The sequence below is a fragment of the Caballeronia udeis genome, from assembly GCF_001544555.2.
In the GTDB taxonomy this organism is placed as follows: domain Bacteria; phylum Pseudomonadota; class Gammaproteobacteria; order Burkholderiales; family Burkholderiaceae; genus Caballeronia; species Caballeronia udeis.
Map to the genome: position 1 here is coordinate 1 of NZ_FCOK02000071.1, position 19,661 is coordinate 19,661.

Genomic DNA, 19,661 nt, shown 5'->3' on the forward strand with positions numbered 1-19,661 from the left:
GCTTCGCTATCCAGTTCGAAGACCGGATGTCGCCGGGTTAAACCAAAACCCGTTTACACAAAATCCGGGACACCCCCATGAGACTCTTCTCGTTCGCACTCGGCCAACCCCAACCAAAACCCGTCCACCGGCGCGAACGAAAACAATTTCCCAATGGCTTCTCAAGCCAGCATCTTGAGTCGATACCCGTTACCCCGAATCGTGATGATCTCGTCATTACCCAGTTTTTGACGAAGGTAATGCACGTGCACTTCGACCGCCTTGCTCCGAATCGCCTCACCGCGCTTATAAAGCCTCTGCGCGAGTTCCGTCCGCGAAAACACCCGATCAGGTTCTTCCAGCAAGGCTTGCAGCAGCGAGAACTCGCGGGGTGAGAGGTGTATGCCTACACCGTCCTTGCTTGCACTACGAGCGGCCGGGTCGAGTTCAAGCAGACCGTGGGTATAGACAGGGTTCCGGCCAATTCGATGCCGGCGCAGCCACGTCTGTATCCGCATGGACAATTGCCCCATGACCAACGGCTTGCAAAGATAGTCGTTAGCCCCCGCGTCGAGCCCGACCAAGGCGTCTTCAATAGCCTCAGCTTCAGTAACAAGGATGACCGGCGCTTCCCCGCCAAGCCTCCGATACTGCGTCAACGCAACAATGCCTTCGCGCCTGTCACGGCAGACGTCGACAATAAAAAGATCGTACTGCGCGCAGCCGAACGCTCGCCCAGCCGCTTCCCTTCCCTGCACACAGTCGACTACGTAACCTTCACGACGCAAGGACACCGACACATCGGTGTCGAGCTCGCCCGCATCCATCAACAATACTCGCATCTTTCTTGACTCTCCAGAAGCGTCCCTTTAACCGGGACAAGTCAATCCGACTGAAAGCATTGTTGCGTTAAGCAGATAACGTCAAAGTGACTGCGAGATTACGTTTACGACATGAACCGGACAGCGATAATCCAACCAGCGAACCCAAGGTTCAGGCCGGGTTCACTGCACCCCGTCACTCATATTCTGCAACAGAAAATTGCAGCTTTATCAGAAAAGTCATAAGCATCAGCTAAGCCTTCTTCGATAAACTCGTCGGTCGTTCACAAATCTATCGACGGGTTATGGAAGCACTCAACCAGACTCTTTTCTTGCTGATCAACGCATCGGCGCAACCGTACCCGGCTGTCGTTGCATTGGCCATGCTGTTCGGCGAATACGCCATCTGGCTGGTGCCCGCCACGCTCGTCCTTGGCTGGCTGCGCGGCAACGACACACTGCGGCAGCGGCTGGTCGAAGCCAGCGCGTCGGCACTGCTTGCCTTGCTGGCGGCACAGATAATCGGCGTGATGTGGCCGCATCCCCGGCCGTTCATGATCGGCCTGGGGCATACGTTGATCGTGCACGGAGCGGACTCATCCTTTCCGAGCGACCATTTGACGTTCTGCTGGGCGGTCGCCTTCGGCCTCATGATGCACCCCGAAGCGCGTCGCGCGGGCTGGGTACTCGCGCTTCTGGGTCTGCCTATGGCATGGGCGCGGATCTATATCGGCGTGCATTTTCCCTTCGATATCGTGGGCGCGGCGCTGGTCTCGGGAATCAGTGCATGGCTATGCGCACTTACCGGACGCTGGTTCGCGCCTCCGGTCGTGCGCGCCTCGATGATCGCTTACCGGCCGCTGTTCGCACCGCTGATCCGGCGCGGCTGGGTGACCCGATAACCCGCGGTAACCCGCGGTAACCCGCGATAACCCGCTTCTCCCGGTACGACTCGCCAGCTTGCCGGACGAGTTGCCGGGAAGCGGCTGGCTCGCACGCTCCCACAAGCTGCCGGTACCGGGCGCCGTTTCCTTCACCTTCACACCCCATCAAAAGCCCAGGCCTGGCAGCACCGGCGTCCCTTCGGCCGCAACCGACTGCAATAGTGCGGGATTGATGTTCAGTGACTTCAGGATGGTCGGCGCAACCTGCGTCATGCTGACCGTGCTGGTGTTGGTGACGGGCTGCAGCGTGGGATACGACACAAGCAGGCCCAGATGACTGTCGTCAGGCGCATTGCCGCCGTGTTCCGCATCCTTCTTCTTGCTCTTCGTATAGATCACGCCCGGATTCGGTTGCACGATGATGTCGGGCGTGCGGCCCTGCGCGGGATCGCCGAACTTCGCGGCGAGCGCCGCGCCTGAAAGGATCGACGCTTGCGGGCCATTGGCGCAAATACCCTTCGGTGTACATCCAAGATTGGCCTGCAGGGACGCGACAACAGCGCCCGTCTGCGACTGATCCCGCAACCAGATGAGGCCAAGGTCGTCGGTCTGCGCGAGGCCCGTTCCGGCCAGGCCCGAGCCGTCGTTCATGTTGCCGCTTCGGGTCACCGCCTGTCCGAACTTGCCTTGCCGGTCGAGGTAGTTATTCGCTTCGAGCAACGCCGTCAGCGTGTCACCATTCTTGACCAGTTTCGTGTGATCAGCTGGCGACTGGCCATGCTTCGACGTAACGATCATGACCGTCGAGGCGTACAGGTTCTTCGCCTTCAGTTCAGCCACGATCTTTCCCAGCGCATCGTCCGTGTAGGCGATCGCGGCAGCCACCTGCGGGCCGGGTGTGAACCGCGCGTCCGTGTAACCGCCTCCGCTCGCATTCGGTTCCTTTTGCGCCACGCTCAAGGTCTGGAAATTGGCCCCGAACAGTGTCGGCACACTGGCGCTGTTCGCACCACTCGAATCCTTGCCGTCGATCTGGTTGATGATGGCCTGCACATGAAGGTTGTCAAATTTTTCCGTGTGCGTGTAGACGTCGGTGTAGTCGGTTTTCGTGGCCGGGTCCACCGAGTTGATCTCGGTGCGCGTGAGGTCGTCCACGCCCTTGCCGGACGGTCCGTTCACCCAGTCGTAGCCCCAGGCATGTTTGTCGGCCCACGCGGTGCGCGAGTTCGCAAGCTGTTGCTTCACCACTTCGAAAACGGTGTTGGTCTTCAGGTAGTTATGGGGATAGCCCGGCGTGCAGACGCCATTGATCTTTGCGTTCGGAATGGCCTGCGGGTTGAACGCACCGCCGCCGTCGAGATGGGTCAGCGCGCCGCCGTTGATCGCGTCAATACCGGTGGTTTGATCGAATGCGACGTTCCAGCCCTGGGGACCGGTGCATTGCGTATCGCCCGGCGCGTAGAGCGTGCGGTCATACGAGACATCGTAGAACAAGCCCGCTGTCTTCGGCGAGCCGCCAGTCAGGATCGCCGCCAGCCCCGGGAACGAATCGGACAATCCCGGCGTGTACGCATTCGAATACGTCACGCCGGTTTGGGCGAGCAATGCAATGTTGGGGCAGGTCTTCGCTGCCACGCAGTACGCAAGGTCCTGCTCATGCAGGCCGTCGATGCTGACCAGCAGCACGTGCCCGGCATTGGCAATCCCGTTTGCAGGCGTGCCGGCAAGCATGTTGCTGGTGCCGCAGCCAGCCACCATGGCCGCGCCCAGCAAACTGGTAACCCCTGCAAGGCGAAATCGAATTTCCATTCCCGTATCTCCAGACTATCGAATCATTTTAATGAGCAGCATGTATGCCGATTCAACCGGCGTACTTCTCATTAGTCTGGGTGAGCAACGAGTCATCGCTATTACCGAATTATTTCGATTACCTTCACCGCTCATGCAGATGGACCACCCGGCCGCGGGAGAGCGCACTCTGATTTCGGCGAGCGTGATGCTGCCTGACCTCCCGGGGCCCAAGGTCAGCAGAGCGATGAAAACAGGAACGTCAGCCGTTCTCAGCGTATCTTCCGCGCGCCGGGCAACATCCTGCCGAGGGTGCCGTCACGAATGACGAACTGGTGGAACAACGCAGCAGCCACGTGCAGTCCAATGAGAACCAGCAGGACCCACGCGGTGAGTTTGTGGACGTCGCCAAGCGTATGCCCGAACGCCGAGCCCGTGGCGGCGAGTGCGGGCAGCGGCACGACATGGAACAGCGACACGGCCCAGCCTCTTGCCGAAGCGTTCGCCCATCCCATCAACGGCAGCGCGATCAGCAACAGGTAAAGCAACCCGTGGGTGAGCCTCGCGGCCAGTCGCATCGACGCCGGCAAGACGCTCGATTCCGCGGGTGGCTTGTGACTGAAACGCCAGGCGAGCCGCACCAGTACCAGCAACACGATCGTCGCGCCCAAAGACACATGCAACCCGATCAAACCAACAGGCTGCGTGTCATGATGGACATCGGGCATCAGCCATCCGATCGCGTACTGCGCGGCTAGCAACAGTACGGTAAGCCAGTGGAAGAGCTTGGCGGGCGCGCTGAAGGCAGGAGGTTGGCTTGTTTGCATTGATAGAGCGCCAGGAGAAAGTTGACGGGTAGGTGGCCGTTCACGTGATTGACTTGCGTCGTGACCGGCCAGAGGTTAATAGAACAAACGCCTTAGCACAGACTTAGGCGGCACCCGACTCTTGCCTCCCCAGCGCTGCGAACGCGAGGAAGGCAAGAATCGAGCGCTAAAGCAAATGATAATAAGTCGCATGAAAACCATCGCTGGCGTTCTGCAATTCCAGGCGGCCGCCGTTACGGCGAGCGATCTCGGAAACGATCGAAAGCCCAAGCCCGCTTCCGCTGGACGCGGTTCCCGGCACGCGATAAAACCGCTCGGTCACGCGGACAAGCTGGTCATCGGGCACACCCCGTCCCGAGTCCTTGACGCTGCAAACGAGATAACCTTCGCGGTTCACCAGAGCAACGTCGACCTTGCCGCCTGCGGGCACATACCTCACCGCATTGTCGACCAGGTTGCGCAGTGCAATGGTGACAGCCGATGCATCGATATCGACCTGGATGTCGTCCACCTGCTTGAGTCCAAGATCCACGTTTTTCGCATTGGCTACGTTGACTGCATCCTGGATCGCGTCCGCAGCGAGCTTGTGAAGCGAGACTTGCGAACGGACTGGCGCGGCCAGATGTTGTGAACGAGCCAGCGCCAGCAGTTGCTCGACCAGCCTGGCGGTGCGATGCACGGCGGCCTGCAAGGCCGTCAGCCGACCGCGCGCGTCCTCCGGATCGGTAGCCGCCGTCAGACTTTCAGCCTGCAACGTCAGGGCGGCCAGCGGTGAGCGCAGTTCGTGCGCGGCGTCGGCGATAAACCGCCGCTGCTGCGCCATGGCGTCCTTGAGCCTGTCGATCAGGCGATTGATCGAGCGGATGAAAGGCAGCAACTCCTTCGGGATTCCCACCTCCGACAACGCGCCGAGCGTGACCTCGTCCTGTTCATCCACGATTGCGGCAAGGCGCCGTACAGGCGCTAGCGCACCGCGAGTAATCAGCGCGATGACAATCAGCAGAAGCGGCGTCAGCGCAAGCATGGGCAACAGGGTTCGCAGCGAGCCGTCATGAGCGATCTCGTCCCGCATGGTCGCGCGCTCCGCTACCAGGAGGCGGTCGCCGCCTTGCAGCGTCTGCACGTTGACCCGCCAGCGCCTGCCCTCGAAGTCGACGTTCTGGAACCCGTCAGCAAGCGTTTCAATTCGCGGCAGAGGCACGTCAATCGGCGTACCGGGCGCCCCCGGACTCACGCGTGAAATGATCATCGACATACCGTTGCCATGCGCATCGGGCCACGTCACGGTGGGGGCCGTGAGCATCAGCTTGCCGCTGTTGATCAAAACCCCGATGTCATACAGATGGTTGTCCTGCAGCCGGCTCGCCTCGCGGTACCCGCCAGCGAATGACAGCGCGCCCCCCATCAATGCGAACACCACAATGATGCCGATGATCGACCACGTGAGCTGTCTTGTCAGCGAGCGTGGCTTTCGTCCCTGTCGACCATCCATCCCACACCTCGTATATTGCGGATCGCGCTATGCCCGATCTTCTTTCGAATTGTATGGATCAGGTATTCGACGGCGTTGCTGTCGACCTGCTCGTTCCAGCCGTAGACCCGGTCCTCCAGCTCGCTCCTCGACAGGATGATGCCGGGGCGCGAGAGCAGCGCCCTCAGCACCGCGAACTCGCGGCCCGACAAACGGCACTCGACATTGTTATACACCGCGACCAGCGTGCGGGGATCAAGCGACAGCTTGCCGCTTGAAAGCGTGGCGTCAGGATGGTGACCGAGCTTGCGTGTTGCGGCGCGGAGCCGCGCCAGCATTTCGTTCAGGTTGAATGGCTTGACCAGGTAATCGTCCGCCCCGCTGTCCAGCCCTTCTATGCGGTCATCCACGCCGTCGCGCGCGGTCATGATGAGGACCGGCGTATCCGCGTCCCGCTTTCGAAGGTCACGCAGGATGCTCAGGCCGTCTCCTTGAGGAAGGTTCAGGTCGAGCAGCACGGCGTCATGCTCATGGCCGAGCAAGGCGCCCATTGCCGAGGGTGCGTCCATGACCCAGTCCGCGACATAAGCCGCGTCGCGCAGTGCACGAGCAATCGCGGTACCGATCAGCTCGTCGTCCTCTACCACCAGGATGCGCATTCGAATGTCTTCCGTTGAACAAGATTGGCAACAACATTACAAACTGTTAGGGTTGCCTAACTATCGGCTAAGTATGCCGGTCTATTTTACTTTGATGGTCATCACCTCGACATTTTTTACAGATCCACGGTCAATATTTTCCCTGTCTGTCACGCCTTCGACATGTTCGCAGCGCGTGCCAGCTCTGTGCGCCCTTCGTCAGGAGCGCGCCCCGATAGAAATAACTAAAGGCTATCGGCTAACTTTCATTTGTATTTGAAAGACAGTTCCTTCTCTCAAGACCCATGTTCAATATGCCGGCCGCGGAATCTCCGCTCTATTCGACATGATCAAGCCCTTCATCACACGGCGGTAACGTTCGTTCCGTCCAATCGGTCCCTGTATTTACCCACATCGCGCCATCCCGGAGTACCCATGAAAACACTGTTCCTGCAGGCCCCCTCCTATGACGGTTTTGACGGCGGAGCGGGCTCGCGATATCAGGCCAAGCGCGAAGTCCGTTCGTTCTGGTACCCGACATGGCTCGCGCAGCCGGCCGCCCTGATTGAAGGAAGCCGTTTGCTCGATGCACCTGCCGATGGCCTCTCGGTGGAAGCGTCGCTTGACATCGCACAGCAATACGATCTCGTCGTGATTCATACGAGTACACCCTCGTTTCCGACCGACACGCTATTCGCCGAACACTTGAAGCAACGTAATCCTGCAGTCCTCGTCGGCATGGTGGGCGCAAAGGTCGCCGTCGACCCGCACGATTCGCTCGTGGCCAGCGAGGCGATCGATTTCGTGTGCCGCGAGGAATTCGACTTCACCTGCAGGGACATTGCGCAGGGCCTGCCGCTTGCCTCGATTCCAGGCTTGAGCTACCGCCAGCCGGACGGCGGGATCATGCACAACGAGGCCCGGCCGATTCTCGAGAACATGGACGAGCTGCCGTTTGTTGCACCCATCTACAAGCGCGACCTGAAGATCGAGAACTATTTCATTGGCTACCTGAAACATCCGTATGTATCGATCTACACCGGGCGCGGCTGCCGGTCGAAGTGCACCTTCTGTCTCTGGCCGCAGACGGTCGGGGGGCATCGGTACCGCACGCGTTCGGTTGAAAACGTGCTCGAAGAAGTGAAGTGGATCAGGGACAACATGCCCGAAGTGAAGGAGATCATGTTCGACGACGACACCTTCACCGACTTCAAGCCGCGCGTGGAAGAGATTGCCCGCGGACTCGGCAAGCTTGGTGTCACGTGGTCCTGCAATGCGAAAGCGAATGTGCCTTACGCCACGCTCAAGATCATGAAGGAGAACGGCCTGCGTTTGTTGCTGGTCGGCTACGAGTCGGGCGACGACCAGATCCTGCTCAACATCAAGAAAGGCCTGCGCACCGATATCGCGCGGCGCTTCAGTGAAGATTGCCGCAAGCTCGACATCAAGATCCACGGCACGTTCATCCTTGGCCTTCCGGGCGAAACCCGCGAAACGATCCAGAAGACCATTGAATACGCGAAGGACATCAACCCGCACACCATCCAGGTGTCGCTTGCCGCGCCCTATCCGGGCACCACGCTTTACAAGCAGGCGGTCGACAACGGCTGGCTGCAGGAAAACAAGGTCATCAACCTCGTCAGTTCAAAGGGCGTCCAGCTTTCGGCGATCGGCTACCCGCATCTGTCGCGCGAGGAGATTTATCACGGCCTCGAAGAGTTCTATAAGCGCTTCTATTTCAGGCCGTCGAAGATCTGGGAAATCGTCCGCGAGATGCTGATGAGCTGGGAGATGATGAAGCGGCGCTTGCGCGAAGGCGTGGAGTTCTTCAAGTTTCTCCGGGCTCACGAGGCATGACCCCGGACGTGCCCGACATGCCCGGTCAGTTTCCCGACGTGTCACATGCGAAACGCAGACGGCTTCGAAGGCTCTATGTGCGATCCGCGTGGCTGGCAGGCGCCAGCCTGCTGGTCGCCTTCGCTATCTATGCAGTCAGCCCGCCTGTGGCGCGCGCAACGTTGCACTGGGCAGCCTATGTGTGCGGCGCGAGCGCAGTCTTCGGGATCGTGTACATGCTGGCTGCCGCAGCGTTGACGAGGCGCTTTCTCGCGCGCACTTGCGCGGAGCCCAGTTCCTTTCCGGGTGTGACGATCATCAAGCCCTTGCATGGGAACGAGCAGGCGCTGCTCGAAAACCTGTCGGGATTTTGCAAGCAGGATTATCCCGGGCTCGTGCAGTACCTGTTCGGTGTTCACGACAAGACGGACCCCGCGCTGGACGTAGTAGAGCGCTTGCGGCAGTTGCATCCTCAGGCTGAGATTGCGATCGTGGTCGATTCCCGGCTGTATGGCCCGAACCGCAAGATGAGCAATATCCTCAATATGCTGCCCAACGCGCGGCATGACATCCTGGTGTTCGCCGACAGCGACGTGGGGGTCAGTCCCGACTACCTGCGCGGTATTGTCGGCGAATTGCAAAAGCCGGGAGTCGGCCTGGTCACCTGTCTTTATCGCGGATTGCCGGATGCCGGTTTCTGGCCCCGACTGTCCGCCAAGGCGAGCAACTACCAGTTTCTTCCCAGCGTGGTCGTCGGCATGGCGCTTCGGCTTGCGCGCCCCTGTTTCGGGCAGACCATTGCGTTGCGCCGGGCAACGCTTGAAAAGATTGGCGGCTTCTCACAGTTCACTCACCATCTTGCCGAGGACCATGCAATTGGTGAAGCAGTACGGCAACTGGGAGAAAAGGTCGTTGTTCCGCCCATCATCGTGACGCATGCTTGCGTTGAAACCAGTGCAGCGCAACTGATCTCCCATGAACTGCGCTGGAGTCGTACTATCCGGACAATCGACCCGGCCGGTCACCTCGGCTCGGCGCTCACGCATCCGCTTGTGTTCGCGTTGTTCGCGATTGCATTATCCGGCGCCGCCACGTGGACCTGGCCGCTCACGCTAGCTGCATTGTTCACACGGCTCGCGCTGAAACTGCAACTGGACCACGCGCTTGGCCAGGCCTCGGGAGATCTATGGCTATTGCCAATCTGGGATCTCGTCTGCTTCGCCATTTTCGTCAGCAGCTTTTTCTCGACGCGCGTACTCTGGCGAGGTTTCCAGTTCAAAGTCGGCCGCGATGGCCTGCTCTATCCGCTTGGGGAAAAGTGATCGTTGCAGCTTAATTCCTTGATTTGAATCGCATGACTAAATATCTCGGCCGTGTCGTCGCGGCACTTGGACTGATCGTGGCGCTGGCGCTGGTGTGGCGCGAAGATCCACGCTCGGTGTTCGCGCTGTTGCGCACCGCGGGTCCCGGCCTTGTCCTGGCCGCCGCCGTCCATGTGCTGCCAATGCTGGCCAATGCCCGGGACTGGCAAACGCTCATTATCGGACCCAGCCGGCCGCGTCTGCTGGCCATGCTGCGGCTGGTGTGGATTCGCGAGTCCGTCAACAGCCTGCTTCCGGTTGCACGGGTCGGTGGCGAGATCGTTTCGTTCCGGCTCCTGACCCGCGCCGGTTTGCGGGCATCTACTGCCGCAGCGAGCCTGGTCGTCGACATGCAGCTCACGCTGATCAGCCAGCTCGTGTTCACGCTGGTCGGCATCGCATTCCTGATGGGCCACGCCACACCCGGCGAACGCCAGCTTGCCGTGGACGTGCTCTGGGGACTGGGCCTGCTCGCACCGCTCCTGGCGGGCTTTGCACTGATCCAGCACGTGAACCTGTTCGAAAGAATGACCCGCTTGTTCAATCGGTTGACCAGCGGCCAGATTGCAGCACTAGCCGGTTCGTCGCTACGCATCGACCAGTCGATCAGGCGGATCTGGAGAAGACACGGGGTCGTCCTGCGTTATCTGTTTATCTGGCAGCCGTTGCAATGCCTCGCCACGTCTCTCGAGATCTGGCTGGCGCTCTACTTTCTAGGTTCGCCGATCAGTTTCGCCGAAGCTGTCGTGCTCGAATCGCTGATTCAGGCACTCAGCAGCGCCGCGTTTTTCGTGCCCGGTGCACTGGGCATTCAGGAAGGCGGCTTTGTGCTGATCGGAGGCGCGTTGGGTCTCGATCCGTCCGTGAGTCTCGCACTCGCGGGTGCAAGACGTTTGCGCGACCTGCTCGTCTTCGTTCCCGGATTGTTCGCATGGCAGCTTGCGGTGGCGCGCAAGCTGGGATCGTCCGGCGTCGATAGTCCAGGACGCGGCGTTGAACACCAATATGCGGACCGTTAGGCGTTTTCCCTCCCGCTGCGCGTGTTGAACATCAGCGTTCAAGCCTTGCGCGCAACGTGCCAGAAGTCGATTTTTTCCTGCAGCCGCCGGCACTCGGTTTCGAGGCAATCGATGTCGTGCGCCACCTTGCCGTACGACGCTCGCAGACTCCCGATCACCCGCTCCGGCACCGCCTGACAGTCCCGGAAATCGGACGCCGCACTATGGAGAAGCGAGAAAAACGTGCGCAGGTCACGCCGGGTGTCCACAACAGCATCGTTGGCGTGTCGTGTCGATGAAACCGGCTCGATCTGGTCGACAAGCCGGCATGCGTGTTCGATCCGGGAGTGGTTGTAGGTCTGCTGAAAGTAGCTGTTGTCGCACGCACCGTTGCACAGCGCGGCGTTCGCCTGGTCGGCGAGTCCGCGGCTGATGTTGACTACAGTGACCGTCTCACGCAAGCGCTCGAGCCTGAGCATGTGCATCGCACGTCTCGCTCGGATTGCCTGCAGAGCCGGTAACGCAAGACCCACGCCAACGCCGACGACCTTCCCCAGTGTGCTGTAGAGGGAAGCGACCGTGCCCGTCGACGTTCCGTACGCGTAAAAACCCGCTACAAGCGCAAAGGCCGTGATGCCGGCAGCCGGCATCAGGCTCACCTTCGCCGCTTTAACGCTCATCACGTTGCTCCGCGAAAACCCCGTGGTCCAACCAGCCGCTTACTGCATTCGAACCCATGCAACCCTCAGGATATTGACACGCCCAGCAGGTGCCCCACACAGAACGTGAAGCTCGCTGCGATACACCCGATAACGATTTGCCTCATCGCCGAAAACGCCGCGCTACGTCCATTGAAAAGCGACGTGAACACCCCGATCGCAGCGAGCGCCAGCGCGCTTAGCGCCACGCACTGGGCGATTGCCGCTAGCCCGCTGCTCCACAAGAAAGGCATAGCCGGAAAAATCGCGCCCATCGAAAACAGACAAAACGACACGCCGGCAGCCGACCACGGATTCCCGCCCAACTCCGCAGGATCAAGGCCGAGTTCTTCCCGCGTGAGCGTGTCGAGCGCCTTGTCCTTGTCTCGCATGATCTGCGCGGCAACCCGCCGGGCTTCATCGCCATCCAGACCCTTTGCCTGATAGATGAGCGCGAGTTCGTGCCGCTCAGCGTCAGGCGTGTGTTCAAGCTCGTCCGCTTCCTTCGCGATCTGGGTGCGTGCGAGCTCCCGCGCGTTGGTCACCGAAAGCCACTCGCCCAGCGCCATGGAACATGCACCCGCGATCAGACCGGCGAAGGCCGTCAGCAGGATCGTCTTGTTGTTGGTCCCCGCGCCTGCCACCCCCATGATCAGACAAAAATTCGATACCAGCCCGTCGTTCGCCCCAAGGACCGCGGCCCGCAGATCATTGCCGGACGAGACGCCCTTGTGCCACGATTCCGCTTCGGCAATCTCGGCGCCCTTCGACCGCTCGGGGCGCTTGTGATTGGCCACGCTTTGCACCATGTCCGCGTGCCGATGCTCTTCTTCGGCCATCTGCGCAGCGTCCGGCTGCCCCGCGTATTTGTCCCTGTCCGCGTATTCTGCGGCAGCGACGGTGCGCAACACAAAATCCGGTCCGAAGAGTCGCACGAGCGCCCGCATGACCCGGGTCTTGGTGCTGTACTGATGCGCCCGGACCTTGACGCCGTTCGCCCGAAGTTTCTCCCGCCACACCTGCGCATGCTCGAACTCGGACGCGGCGAGTTCCGCATAGATGGCCTTCTTCGAACCATCCTTCTCGACGCTTGCCAGCGTTTCGTAAAGCGCCGCGCTGTCGAGTTCGTCGGCCAGGTTCGACCTGAACCTCTTTAACTCTGTCCTGGATGCCAAAGGATTGCTCTCCTCGCTGGATTACGGAAAATTTCTCAGTAAATCCTAACGGATCAAGCGTACCAACTGGTTAAAGACCCTTAACGTGCGAGTAACTGCGAATAGCAATGGTTTGTACGACGTTCGACTGGCTTGGCTAAAGGCTATGCCGCCATCCTTAGACAAGAATTAGTCACGCCTTTCAGTGCGCGGACAATGCGCAGGGTCAGCGCTAGCGCTGAAAGAAGGAGACGATGGACGTTGAGAGAAGGCGATCGCGCGGGACATCGCTTAACGCGGATGTCACACGGAATCGCTTGGGAGCGAGGGTCGGGTTAATGCAGGTTAATGCGGGCTAGTGCTTAGCCCGATCAAGCGGCAAGGCAAACGTAATGAGCTAGAGGTCTCCGGGTACGCTATACGACGGCGCCTGCCCGGGACGTTTTGCACGCGTCGCATAGTCGTTCATCTGCGGTTCGTAGCGCTGCCAGAGCGCACGCAAGTCGGCGATGGGTTCATCTGACCAGTCCACCCGCAATTCCGCAAGCGGCCAGACGTCCCGTCCGTAAACGCAAAATCCCGCTGAATGCACCGGTCCCGCCTCACCGCCTGCCGCCGCGCCCGCTTCCAGCGCAAGGATCAAGCGCTCGGCCAGCGAACTGGCATGAGAGGCTTCGAAGGCGGCGGCCATGGCGGCCGGGATGCCATCGTGGGCAAGCAGATTGCCCGCCGCGATGCAGTCGCGCCCCGCCTTCGTTGCAATAACGCCAAGCCCTCTCGCGCCGGTCACCGCTTCTCGCGAACCATCGGCGTCCAGTACCGCAAGCTGTCGCCACTCGGCGTAGGGCCGTGCGTCCTGCAACTGCCGCAGGGTGCTCTGCGCGCCGAATCCCTGCGCCAGCAATTGCAGGCCAAGCACGCCAAGGCGCGGGTCGGTCACGTTCTGGCTCAGCACCACGCCATGCGGACTGGCCCACAAGCAACGGCTGGGGACTGCAATGCTCGAACTGCACACGATACCGCCGACCATGCCTGTGCGCTCGCATCGGCCAGCCAGTGAAAAGGTCATGAGAAGGCTCCGTTCAGCTGTTTGGAATGACGGCGATCACATCGATCTCAACCAGCCACTCGGGCCGTGCGAGTGCTGAAATCACGAGCCCGGTGGAGACGGGGTACACGCCCTTCAACCACTTGCCCACCACCGTATAGACTGCCTCGCGATAGCGGACATCGACGAGATAGACCGTGATCTTGCAGATATCCTCGAGCTTGCTGCCGGCTTCGTCCAGCAGCATGGCAATGTTCGCCATGGCCTTTTCGGTCTGGGCGGCGACATTGCCTACGCCTACCGATTCGCGCGTATCCAGGTCCTGGCCAATCTGGCCGCGCAAGTACACCGTGCCGTTCGCGACCACCGCCTGGCACAAGTCATTATCCAGTTTCTGCTCGGGGTAGGTTTCGCGAGTATTGAATTTGCGGATGCGGGTATGGCTCATGGACACCTCACACAACGCGCTTGAGCCGCGGCTCTGCGCTGGATTGACCAACACGGTCCGACAGGTTCGCAGCCTTCTTCACGTAACCAAGCGTACTGTCGAAATCGAAGTTGCGGAACACGGCGCCCAGATGCGCGAACGGCGGCGACTGGGCAAACAACTGGAACGTCAGCCGATGTCCGGCGTAGTCGGAATTCAGCAGGTCGCGGGCGAAGGCAAGCAACTTGCGCCGGTCGTCGGAGACCCAGTTTTCATTGACGGTATAGTACTTGTCGAGCCAGTCGCTGATCTCGGGATTCGCAAATGATGCAGCATCCGGCGTCACGCAAATCTGGCCGCCGCACAACTCGCGGGCAAGATGCATCATCTCGTGAAGCCGCGAACACGCCTGCACGCGGCCGGTATAAAGCAGCGACTGGTTGGGCATCATCAACCCCGCGGGACTACGCTCGCCGCAGGCAATGGACGCCGTCAAATGGGCGTTGATCGTCTCCCTGTACACCGCGAGGGTCGACAGCTTTTCCTGCACGGCCTGCTGCTTTTCGAGCCCCGTCTGACGCGCATTGAACAGCGCGGCGCCAATCATCAGGTCGGCCAGTCGCAGGTTGCGCTGAACGAATGCGAACGCGCTATAGCGATGCAGGGTGGCGCGAATAAACGTAGCCGCTTTCGTGTGCTGATAGAACAACACGTCTTCCCACGGGATCAGGACGTTGTCGAAGATCAGCAGCGTGTCGATCTCATCGCAGCGGTTGGAGAGCGGATAGTCCTCCGGATTCGCGCGGCCCGCGAAGCCCGTGCGGCAGATGAACTTGAGCCCCGGCGCGGACATGTTGACGATGAAACCCACCGCGTAGTCGGAGAGCTTCGCGTCGCCCCAGTTGGCAATAGTCGGCTTGACGAACGCCTGGTTCGCATACGCGGCAGCCGTTTCATACTTGGCGCCACGCACCACAATGCCGGCGTCGGTCTCTTTGACCACATGCAACAGCATGTCCGGGTCCTGCTCCTGGGGTGGCTTCGAGCGATCGCCCTTCGGGTCCGTGTTGGCGGACACGTGGAACAGGTCTTCATGCAGCGTGCGATGAATGTGGCGCTCGATGTTCTCCGCAAAACGCGGGTCCACTTCGTTGAGCACATCCTTGCCGTCGTACAGCGACCACATCTCGCCGATGGTTTCATCACCCACCCGCGTGGCAATGCCGCCAACATCATCCAGCACGGTATCCACCGCCAGCCGCTTGTCGTGCCAATCCTGCTGCGTGTACGGCAGCTTCAGGCCGATAGCGTTGCGCTCGCCCGTGGTTTCATCGACATAACTCATCACGCCCTGCGTCGCTTTCTCGTGCGCCATGTCGTAGATACGCGCACGGATGTCGACGATAGGCTTGAACATGGGGTGCGTGGTCACGTCGTTCACGCGTTCGCCGTTGATCCAGACTTGCCGTCCGTCACGAATGGAATCGCGATACTGCTCGCCGGTTCTGATCATTTACTGTGCCTCGGTCCGTTGGGAATGTCGTGCGTCTAAAACAGGATCGTTCAAAATGCCAGGAACTGACCGTAATCGCGCTTGCAATAGAGCAAGGGCATATGCGTCACCGGCGCGCGCTTGATGGCCGCCACTTCGCCGAAAAACACCGTATGCGTGCCAATAACCTGCTGCGCGACCACCCGGCATTCAAGCGCCGCCACCGCACCGTCGATAAGCGGTACGCCCAGCGTGCCGGCCGTATGCGTGCAGCAGGAAAAGTCAAAGGGTTTGGCCGTTGCCGAGCGTCCGGCGAACGTATCCGCTATACCGCGCTGCGCCACGTTCAGCAGGTTCACCGCGAACACCTCGTTTGCTGCCAGTGCCGCATTCGCCGGGCTGCGTGTGTTGATGCAGACCAGCAACGTGGGCGGGTCCGCGCACACTGAACTGCAGGCGCTGACCGTGACGCCGAAGCGCTGGTCGCCGGCGCCGGTCGTCACCACGTGAACCGAGGTGGAGTTCGACGCCATGGAATCCAGGAACGCAGCGCGCAAGGTATCTTCTTCAGTGACTGCCTTGCCTCTACCTTCCGCTGCAGATTCCAATAAACCGCTGTCTCGTTGCATGTCGTCCCCCTCGCGTTTGCACTAGCCTTTCGCAAAATCTACGCTCGGGCGACGCATCCGAAAAACATATTTCAAAAATGCAAATCATCGCTTTTGCCTATGCAAGCCGATTTATGTCCACGCACAATAAGCGCTGGAAACGCCACGGGGGTGAACCATGGAACCTGCGCAATTGCGTTATTCGCTGCGACAGTTGAGGTACTTCGTCGTCACCGCGGAAGTCTTGTCGTTCACCGCCGCGGCCAAGCTGCTGCATATCTCGCAGCCGTCCATTTCCACGGCGCTGGCGGACCTGGAGGTGTCGTTCGGGGTGCAGCTTTTTATCCGCCATCATGCGAGCGGGTTATCCCTGACGCAGGCGGGCCGGGACATGCTGGGGCGCGCACGCGACCTGCTGAAGAACGCGGAGGACCTGCAGACGGCCGCCAAGGAAATGGACGGCGGCATGTCCGGCGCCATCACGCTCGGCTGCCTTGTCTCGCTTGCGCCGCCGCTTATGCCCGCCATGATGAGCCGCTTTCTCGCCGACCATGCGGGCATTGCGTTCCGTACGCTCGAGGCGCATCAGGAGGATTTGCTGCGGGGCCTGCACGACGGTTCGCTGGATATGGCGCTCACTTACAACCTCGACCTGACTGATGACATCGCCTTCACGCCGCTGCTCTCGCTGCCGCCCTATGTGATTTTGCCCAAGACCCACAGGCTTGCCCGCGCGCGCAGCGTCGCCTTGGCCGACCTGCGCGACGAGCCTTACGTGATGCTCGACCTGCCGCACAGCCGCGAATACTTCGCCGGACTCTTCGACGCGGTCGGCGCGCGGCCGATCCCCGCGTTCAAGTCGTCGCAGCCCGAAGTCGTACGCGGCATGGTGGCGAACGGCCTGGGCTACAGCATCCTCAACTTTCCGCTCAAATCAAACCGCACCGTGGACGGCGAGGATTTCGTGATCAAGCAGTTCAAGGATGAAGTGAACGCGACTACCCTGGGCATCGCGCAGTCCAGCAGCATGAAGCCCCGGCAGGTCGTCCAGCATTTCGCCGCGTTCTGCGAGGCGGAAATCAAGCGCCAGCACGGCCGTTGAAGCAATCCTGCTAGATAGGAAAAAGCTTGGTTCTACATGCAAAAACAATATTTTGGCTGGTAATTTGACTTGATAGATTGATGTCCATGCGGCGAGCAACCAGTAGCCAGGCTTGAGAGGGTTGCCACCGTCAATGAATGGCGATGAATGGGACAAGGAGGCGCGATGGGTTCTTCAACGGCATCCTCGGCGGCGGCGTCGATAACAGCGTCGACAGCATCCGGCGCTGGCCTGGACATCGTCCGTCAGTTGCAGGCCAACTGCGAACGCCCGTTCAGCGACGCACGCTCGATGCCGCCTGCCGTCTACACCTCGCCTGATTTCCTGGCGCTGGAACAGGAACGCATCTTCCGGCGCGAGTGGCTGTGCGTTGGCCGCGCGAGTGCGCTCGCTGAAGCGGGCGACTATCTCACAGCGGAAATAGACGGTCAGCCGATTGTCGTGTTGCGTGACGAGCATCTGGCATTGAAGGCATTTTCCAACGTGTGCCTTCACAGGATGTCGGTGTTGCTCGAAGGGCGCGGCAACACCCGCCGCATCGTCTGTCCGTACCACGCATGGAACTACACGCTCGACGGCCAGCTCCACGGCGCCCCCATGATGGAGCGCCAAAGCGGATTTTGTAAGGAAAACTACCGATTACCCACGGTGCGATGCGAAGCCTGGCAAGGCTGGATCTATGTCACGCTCGACCCGGAAGCACAGCCGGTGGCGGAGCAGCTTGCCGCCCTCACGGATCTGATCGCCGACTACGGCATGACTGATTACAAGGAAACATTCTACGAAGAGCACGTCTGGAATACGAACTGGAAAATCCTGGCCGAAAACTTCATGGAGAGTTACCACCTGCCCATGCTGCATCGGGCAACCGTCGGGCCGCATTCGCGTCTGGACGAGATGGAATGCCCACCCGGCAGCGATGCGTTCAATTACCACTGGATCACCAAGGAAGCGTCGCTGCCCATCGGCCAGGCGCATCCGGATAACCAGCGTCTTCAAGGGCACTGGCGCAAGACAACCGCGCTGCTCGCGATCTACCCGACTCATCTGGTTACGCTGACGCCGGGTTACTTCTGGTACCTCGTGCTGCAACCGCTCGGCATAAGCCGCGTCCATATCCGCTTCGGCGGCGGGCTGGCGCCTGAGTTCATCGCGGATCCGTTGGCTACGCAATACATGGCGTCGCTCAAGGAGTTGCTCGATGCGGTCAACGAGGAAGACCGGCGTGGTGTGCAGGCCGTGTTCCGCGGGGTGCAGGCGCCGCTGGCAAAACCCGGCCATCTCAGTCATCTCGAACGACCGAACTACGACTTCGCGCATTACCTCGCACAGCAGCTTGCCTGACAAACTCACTCACTAGAGCACGACACGATGTCAACCCACTCCTTCATCTCCTTCGCGGGTGTGAGCAAGACGTATGACGGCGTTCATTACGTCGTGGAAGGGCTCGATCTCGAGGTGGCGAAAGGCGAGTTCGTCTCGCTGCTCGGACCGTCCGGTTCAGGCAAGACAACCACGCTGATGATGCTCGCGGGGTTTGAATCGGCGACGCAGGGCGAGATCTGCCTGAACGGGAAACGCCTTGACGATAAACCGCCGCATCAGCGCGACATCGGCATGGTGTTCCAGAACTACGCGCTTTTTCCTCACCTGACGATCGAACAGAACGTTGCGTTTCCGTTGTCGGTAAGAGGCGTCAGCAAAGCGGAACAAAAGGCGCGCGTGAAGCGGGCGCTGGAGATGGTCGAGTTGCCGCAACTGGCTTCCCGCCGGCCGTCGCAGTTGTCAGGCGGACAGCAACAGCGTGTCGCTCTCGCCCGCGCGCTCGTGTTCGAGCCAAGCGTGGTGCTGATGGATGAACCGCTGGGTGCGCTCGACAAACGTCTGCGCGAAACCATGCAATACGAAATCATGCGGCTGCATCGCGAGCTGGGATTGACGGTGGTTTATGTGACGCACGACCAGGCGGAGGCGCTGACCATGTCCGATCGCGTAGCCGTGTTCTCCGACGGACGCATCCAGCAGGCGGCAACCCCCACCGAACTTTATGAAAACGCGTACAACGCGTTCGTGGCGAATTTTGTTGGCGAGAACAACGGCTTGACGGGCCGGGTGCTCGGACAGGACACAAGCTGGGCGACGCTGGAACTGCCGGGCGGCGCGATCATTCGCGGCCGCTGCGGGCGGGGTCTCAGGAACGGCGAGGAAGCAATGCTCGCGTTGCGCCCTGAGCGCGCGCACATAGCGTCCGTTGACGCCGCGCAGAACGCCGTGGACACCAATGTGGTGAGCGCGCGCGTGGAAGAACTCGTGTATTGCGGCGATCACCACCGCGTTCACTTGAAACTCGGGGAGCTTGGCCATGGCGACAACCTCATTGTCAAAGTCCCGAATACGCAGCACCACGATCTTCCGTCACTCGGCAGTGCAACCGCCGTGGCATGGCGCCACGACGACTGCAAGATCCTCGCAACGGCCGTTACTGTTACCCGCGGCCCTGCTCCGTCCTTCACCGCAGGAGTCCACTGA

General features: G+C 60.5%; 18 protein-coding genes. 7 read left to right on the forward strand and 11 right to left on the reverse strand.

Going from position 1 to position 19,661, the window contains the following annotated elements; translation table 11 throughout:
• Nucleotides 1–161: 161 nt before the first annotated feature.
• Nucleotides 162–821 (reverse strand): winged helix-turn-helix domain-containing protein, encoded by a 660-nt coding sequence (locus tag AWB69_RS34735; RefSeq protein WP_062091327.1) that lies wholly within the window; start codon nucleotides 819–821, stop codon nucleotides 162–164.
• A 284-nt stretch (nucleotides 822–1,105) separates the two neighbouring features.
• On the opposite strand from AWB69_RS34735, the gene AWB69_RS34740 reads away from it, so the two are divergent.
• Nucleotides 1,106–1,702 carry an undecaprenyl-diphosphatase gene (locus AWB69_RS34740; RefSeq protein ID WP_062091328.1) on the forward strand — a complete coding sequence of 199 codons (597 nt, stop codon included), beginning with the start codon at nucleotides 1,106–1,108 and terminating at the stop codon, nucleotides 1,700–1,702.
• A gap of 147 nt (nucleotides 1,703–1,849) precedes the next feature.
• On the opposite strand, the gene AWB69_RS34745 is transcribed toward AWB69_RS34740, so the two are convergent.
• From AWB69_RS34745 to AWB69_RS34760, 4 genes are all read right to left on the reverse strand, one after another.
• Entirely contained in the window at nucleotides 1,850–3,415 is a 1,566-nt protein-coding gene (locus AWB69_RS34745) for an alkaline phosphatase family protein (protein ID WP_231937331.1), read from the reverse strand.
• 329 nt (nucleotides 3,416–3,744) lie between these two features.
• The gene (locus AWB69_RS34750) at nucleotides 3,745–4,299 is read right to left on the reverse strand and encodes a cytochrome b (RefSeq protein ID WP_062091329.1); all 555 of its coding nucleotides are present in this window, start codon (nucleotides 4,297–4,299) and stop codon (nucleotides 3,745–3,747) included.
• A gap of 166 nt (nucleotides 4,300–4,465) precedes the next feature.
• Entirely contained in the window at nucleotides 4,466–5,791 is a 1,326-nt protein-coding gene (locus tag AWB69_RS34755; protein WP_062091330.1) for an ATP-binding protein, read from the reverse strand.
• Nucleotides 5,755–6,429, reverse strand: coding sequence for a response regulator transcription factor (locus AWB69_RS34760; RefSeq protein WP_062091331.1), 675 nt, complete (start codon nucleotides 6,427–6,429; stop codon nucleotides 5,755–5,757). Before AWB69_RS34760 ends, AWB69_RS34755 begins: the two co-directional genes overlap by 37 nt.
• 414 nt (nucleotides 6,430–6,843) lie before the next feature.
• Here AWB69_RS34760 and hpnJ point away from each other — a divergent pair, with 414 nt between their 5' ends.
• Genes hpnJ through AWB69_RS34775 form a run of 3 tightly spaced genes read left to right on the forward strand, consistent with a single transcriptional unit; the run spans nucleotide 6,844 to nucleotide 10,624 of the window.
• Nucleotides 6,844–8,265: a hopanoid biosynthesis associated radical SAM protein HpnJ gene (gene hpnJ / locus AWB69_RS34765; protein ID WP_062091332.1), complete on the forward strand. Its 1,422-nt coding sequence runs from the start codon at nucleotides 6,844–6,846 to the stop codon at nucleotides 8,263–8,265.
• Complete coding sequence (gene hpnI / locus AWB69_RS34770; RefSeq protein WP_231937327.1) at nucleotides 8,262–9,566, forward strand: bacteriohopanetetrol glucosamine biosynthesis glycosyltransferase HpnI; 1,305 nt, start codon at nucleotides 8,262–8,264, stop codon at nucleotides 9,564–9,566. The genes hpnJ and hpnI overlap by 4 nt, the downstream gene beginning before the upstream one ends.
• 32 nt (nucleotides 9,567–9,598) lie before the next feature.
• Entirely contained in the window at nucleotides 9,599–10,624 is a 1,026-nt protein-coding gene (locus AWB69_RS34775) for a lysylphosphatidylglycerol synthase domain-containing protein (RefSeq protein WP_063977972.1), read from the forward strand.
• A gap of 38 nt (nucleotides 10,625–10,662) precedes the next feature.
• Here the strand turns inward: AWB69_RS34775 and AWB69_RS34780 are convergent, their stop codons facing one another.
• From AWB69_RS34780 to AWB69_RS34805, 6 genes are all read right to left on the reverse strand, one after another.
• Nucleotides 10,663–11,283 (reverse strand): hypothetical protein, encoded by a 621-nt coding sequence (locus AWB69_RS34780; protein ID WP_062091333.1) that lies wholly within the window; start codon nucleotides 11,281–11,283, stop codon nucleotides 10,663–10,665.
• A gap of 65 nt (nucleotides 11,284–11,348) precedes the next feature.
• Entirely contained in the window at nucleotides 11,349–12,476 is a 1,128-nt protein-coding gene (locus AWB69_RS34785; RefSeq protein WP_062091334.1) for a VIT1/CCC1 transporter family protein, read from the reverse strand.
• 376 nt (nucleotides 12,477–12,852) lie between these two features.
• Nucleotides 12,853–13,524 (reverse strand): DUF1028 domain-containing protein, encoded by a 672-nt coding sequence (locus tag AWB69_RS34790; RefSeq protein ID WP_062091335.1) that lies wholly within the window; start codon nucleotides 13,522–13,524, stop codon nucleotides 12,853–12,855.
• Between the two features lie 13 nt (nucleotides 13,525–13,537).
• Entirely contained in the window at nucleotides 13,538–13,951 is a 414-nt protein-coding gene (locus AWB69_RS34795) for a RidA family protein (RefSeq protein WP_062091336.1), read from the reverse strand.
• Nucleotides 13,952–13,958: 7 nt separating this feature from the next.
• The gene (locus tag AWB69_RS34800) at nucleotides 13,959–15,443 is read right to left on the reverse strand and encodes a 4-hydroxyphenylacetate 3-hydroxylase family protein (protein WP_062091337.1); all 1,485 of its coding nucleotides are present in this window, start codon (nucleotides 15,441–15,443) and stop codon (nucleotides 13,959–13,961) included.
• A 50-nt stretch (nucleotides 15,444–15,493) separates the two neighbouring features.
• Nucleotides 15,494–16,051: a flavin reductase family protein gene (locus AWB69_RS34805; protein ID WP_063977973.1), complete on the reverse strand. Its 558-nt coding sequence runs from the start codon at nucleotides 16,049–16,051 to the stop codon at nucleotides 15,494–15,496.
• A gap of 157 nt (nucleotides 16,052–16,208) precedes the next feature.
• Here AWB69_RS34805 and AWB69_RS34810 point away from each other — a divergent pair, with 157 nt between their 5' ends.
• The 3 genes from AWB69_RS34810 to AWB69_RS34820 all read left to right on the forward strand — a co-directional run bounded on the left by AWB69_RS34810 (nucleotide 16,209) and on the right by AWB69_RS34820 (nucleotide 19,661).
• The gene (locus AWB69_RS34810; protein ID WP_062091339.1) at nucleotides 16,209–17,132 is read left to right on the forward strand and encodes a LysR family transcriptional regulator; all 924 of its coding nucleotides are present in this window, start codon (nucleotides 16,209–16,211) and stop codon (nucleotides 17,130–17,132) included.
• Between the two features lie 165 nt (nucleotides 17,133–17,297).
• A complete protein-coding gene (locus AWB69_RS34815) occupies nucleotides 17,298–18,476 on the forward strand; it encodes an SRPBCC family protein (protein WP_082913721.1) in 1,179 nt (392 codons plus the stop codon).
• Between the two features lie 27 nt (nucleotides 18,477–18,503).
• Nucleotides 18,504–19,661, forward strand: coding sequence for an ABC transporter ATP-binding protein (locus AWB69_RS34820; RefSeq protein WP_062091340.1), 1,158 nt, complete (start codon nucleotides 18,504–18,506; stop codon nucleotides 19,659–19,661).

Bases quoted from the DNA above. Each gene is read 5' to 3' on its own strand.
- AWB69_RS34735 (WP_062091327.1), bottom strand. From the start codon at position 821: ATGCGAGTATTGTTGATGGATGCGGGCGAGCTCGACACCGATGTGTCG.
- AWB69_RS34740 (WP_062091328.1), top strand. From the start codon at position 1,106: ATGGAAGCACTCAACCAGACTCTTTTCTTGCTGATCAACGCATCGGCG.
- AWB69_RS34745 (WP_231937331.1), bottom strand. From the start codon at position 3,415: ATGCTTGCCGGCACGCCTGCAAACGGGATTGCCAATGCCGGGCACGTG.
- AWB69_RS34750 (WP_062091329.1), bottom strand. From the start codon at position 4,299: ATGCAAACAAGCCAACCTCCTGCCTTCAGCGCGCCCGCCAAGCTCTTC.
- AWB69_RS34755 (WP_062091330.1), bottom strand. From the start codon at position 5,791: ATGGATGGTCGACAGGGACGAAAGCCACGCTCGCTGACAAGACAGCTC.
- AWB69_RS34760 (WP_062091331.1), bottom strand. From the start codon at position 6,429: ATGCGCATCCTGGTGGTAGAGGACGACGAGCTGATCGGTACCGCGATT.
- hpnJ (WP_062091332.1), top strand. From the start codon at position 6,844: ATGAAAACACTGTTCCTGCAGGCCCCCTCCTATGACGGTTTTGACGGC.
- hpnI (WP_231937327.1), top strand. From the start codon at position 8,262: ATGACCCCGGACGTGCCCGACATGCCCGGTCAGTTTCCCGACGTGTCA.
- AWB69_RS34775 (WP_063977972.1), top strand. From the start codon at position 9,599: ATGACTAAATATCTCGGCCGTGTCGTCGCGGCACTTGGACTGATCGTG.
- AWB69_RS34780 (WP_062091333.1), bottom strand. From the start codon at position 11,283: ATGAGCGTTAAAGCGGCGAAGGTGAGCCTGATGCCGGCTGCCGGCATC.
- AWB69_RS34790 (WP_062091335.1), bottom strand. From the start codon at position 13,524: ATGACCTTTTCACTGGCTGGCCGATGCGAGCGCACAGGCATGGTCGGC.
- AWB69_RS34795 (WP_062091336.1), bottom strand. From the start codon at position 13,951: ATGAGCCATACCCGCATCCGCAAATTCAATACTCGCGAAACCTACCCC.
- AWB69_RS34800 (WP_062091337.1), bottom strand. From the start codon at position 15,443: ATGATCAGAACCGGCGAGCAGTATCGCGATTCCATTCGTGACGGACGG.
- AWB69_RS34805 (WP_063977973.1), bottom strand. From the start codon at position 16,051: ATGCAACGAGACAGCGGTTTATTGGAATCTGCAGCGGAAGGTAGAGGC.
- AWB69_RS34810 (WP_062091339.1), top strand. From the start codon at position 16,209: ATGGAACCTGCGCAATTGCGTTATTCGCTGCGACAGTTGAGGTACTTC.
- AWB69_RS34815 (WP_082913721.1), top strand. From the start codon at position 17,298: ATGGGTTCTTCAACGGCATCCTCGGCGGCGGCGTCGATAACAGCGTCG.
- AWB69_RS34820 (WP_062091340.1), top strand. From the start codon at position 18,504: ATGTCAACCCACTCCTTCATCTCCTTCGCGGGTGTGAGCAAGACGTAT.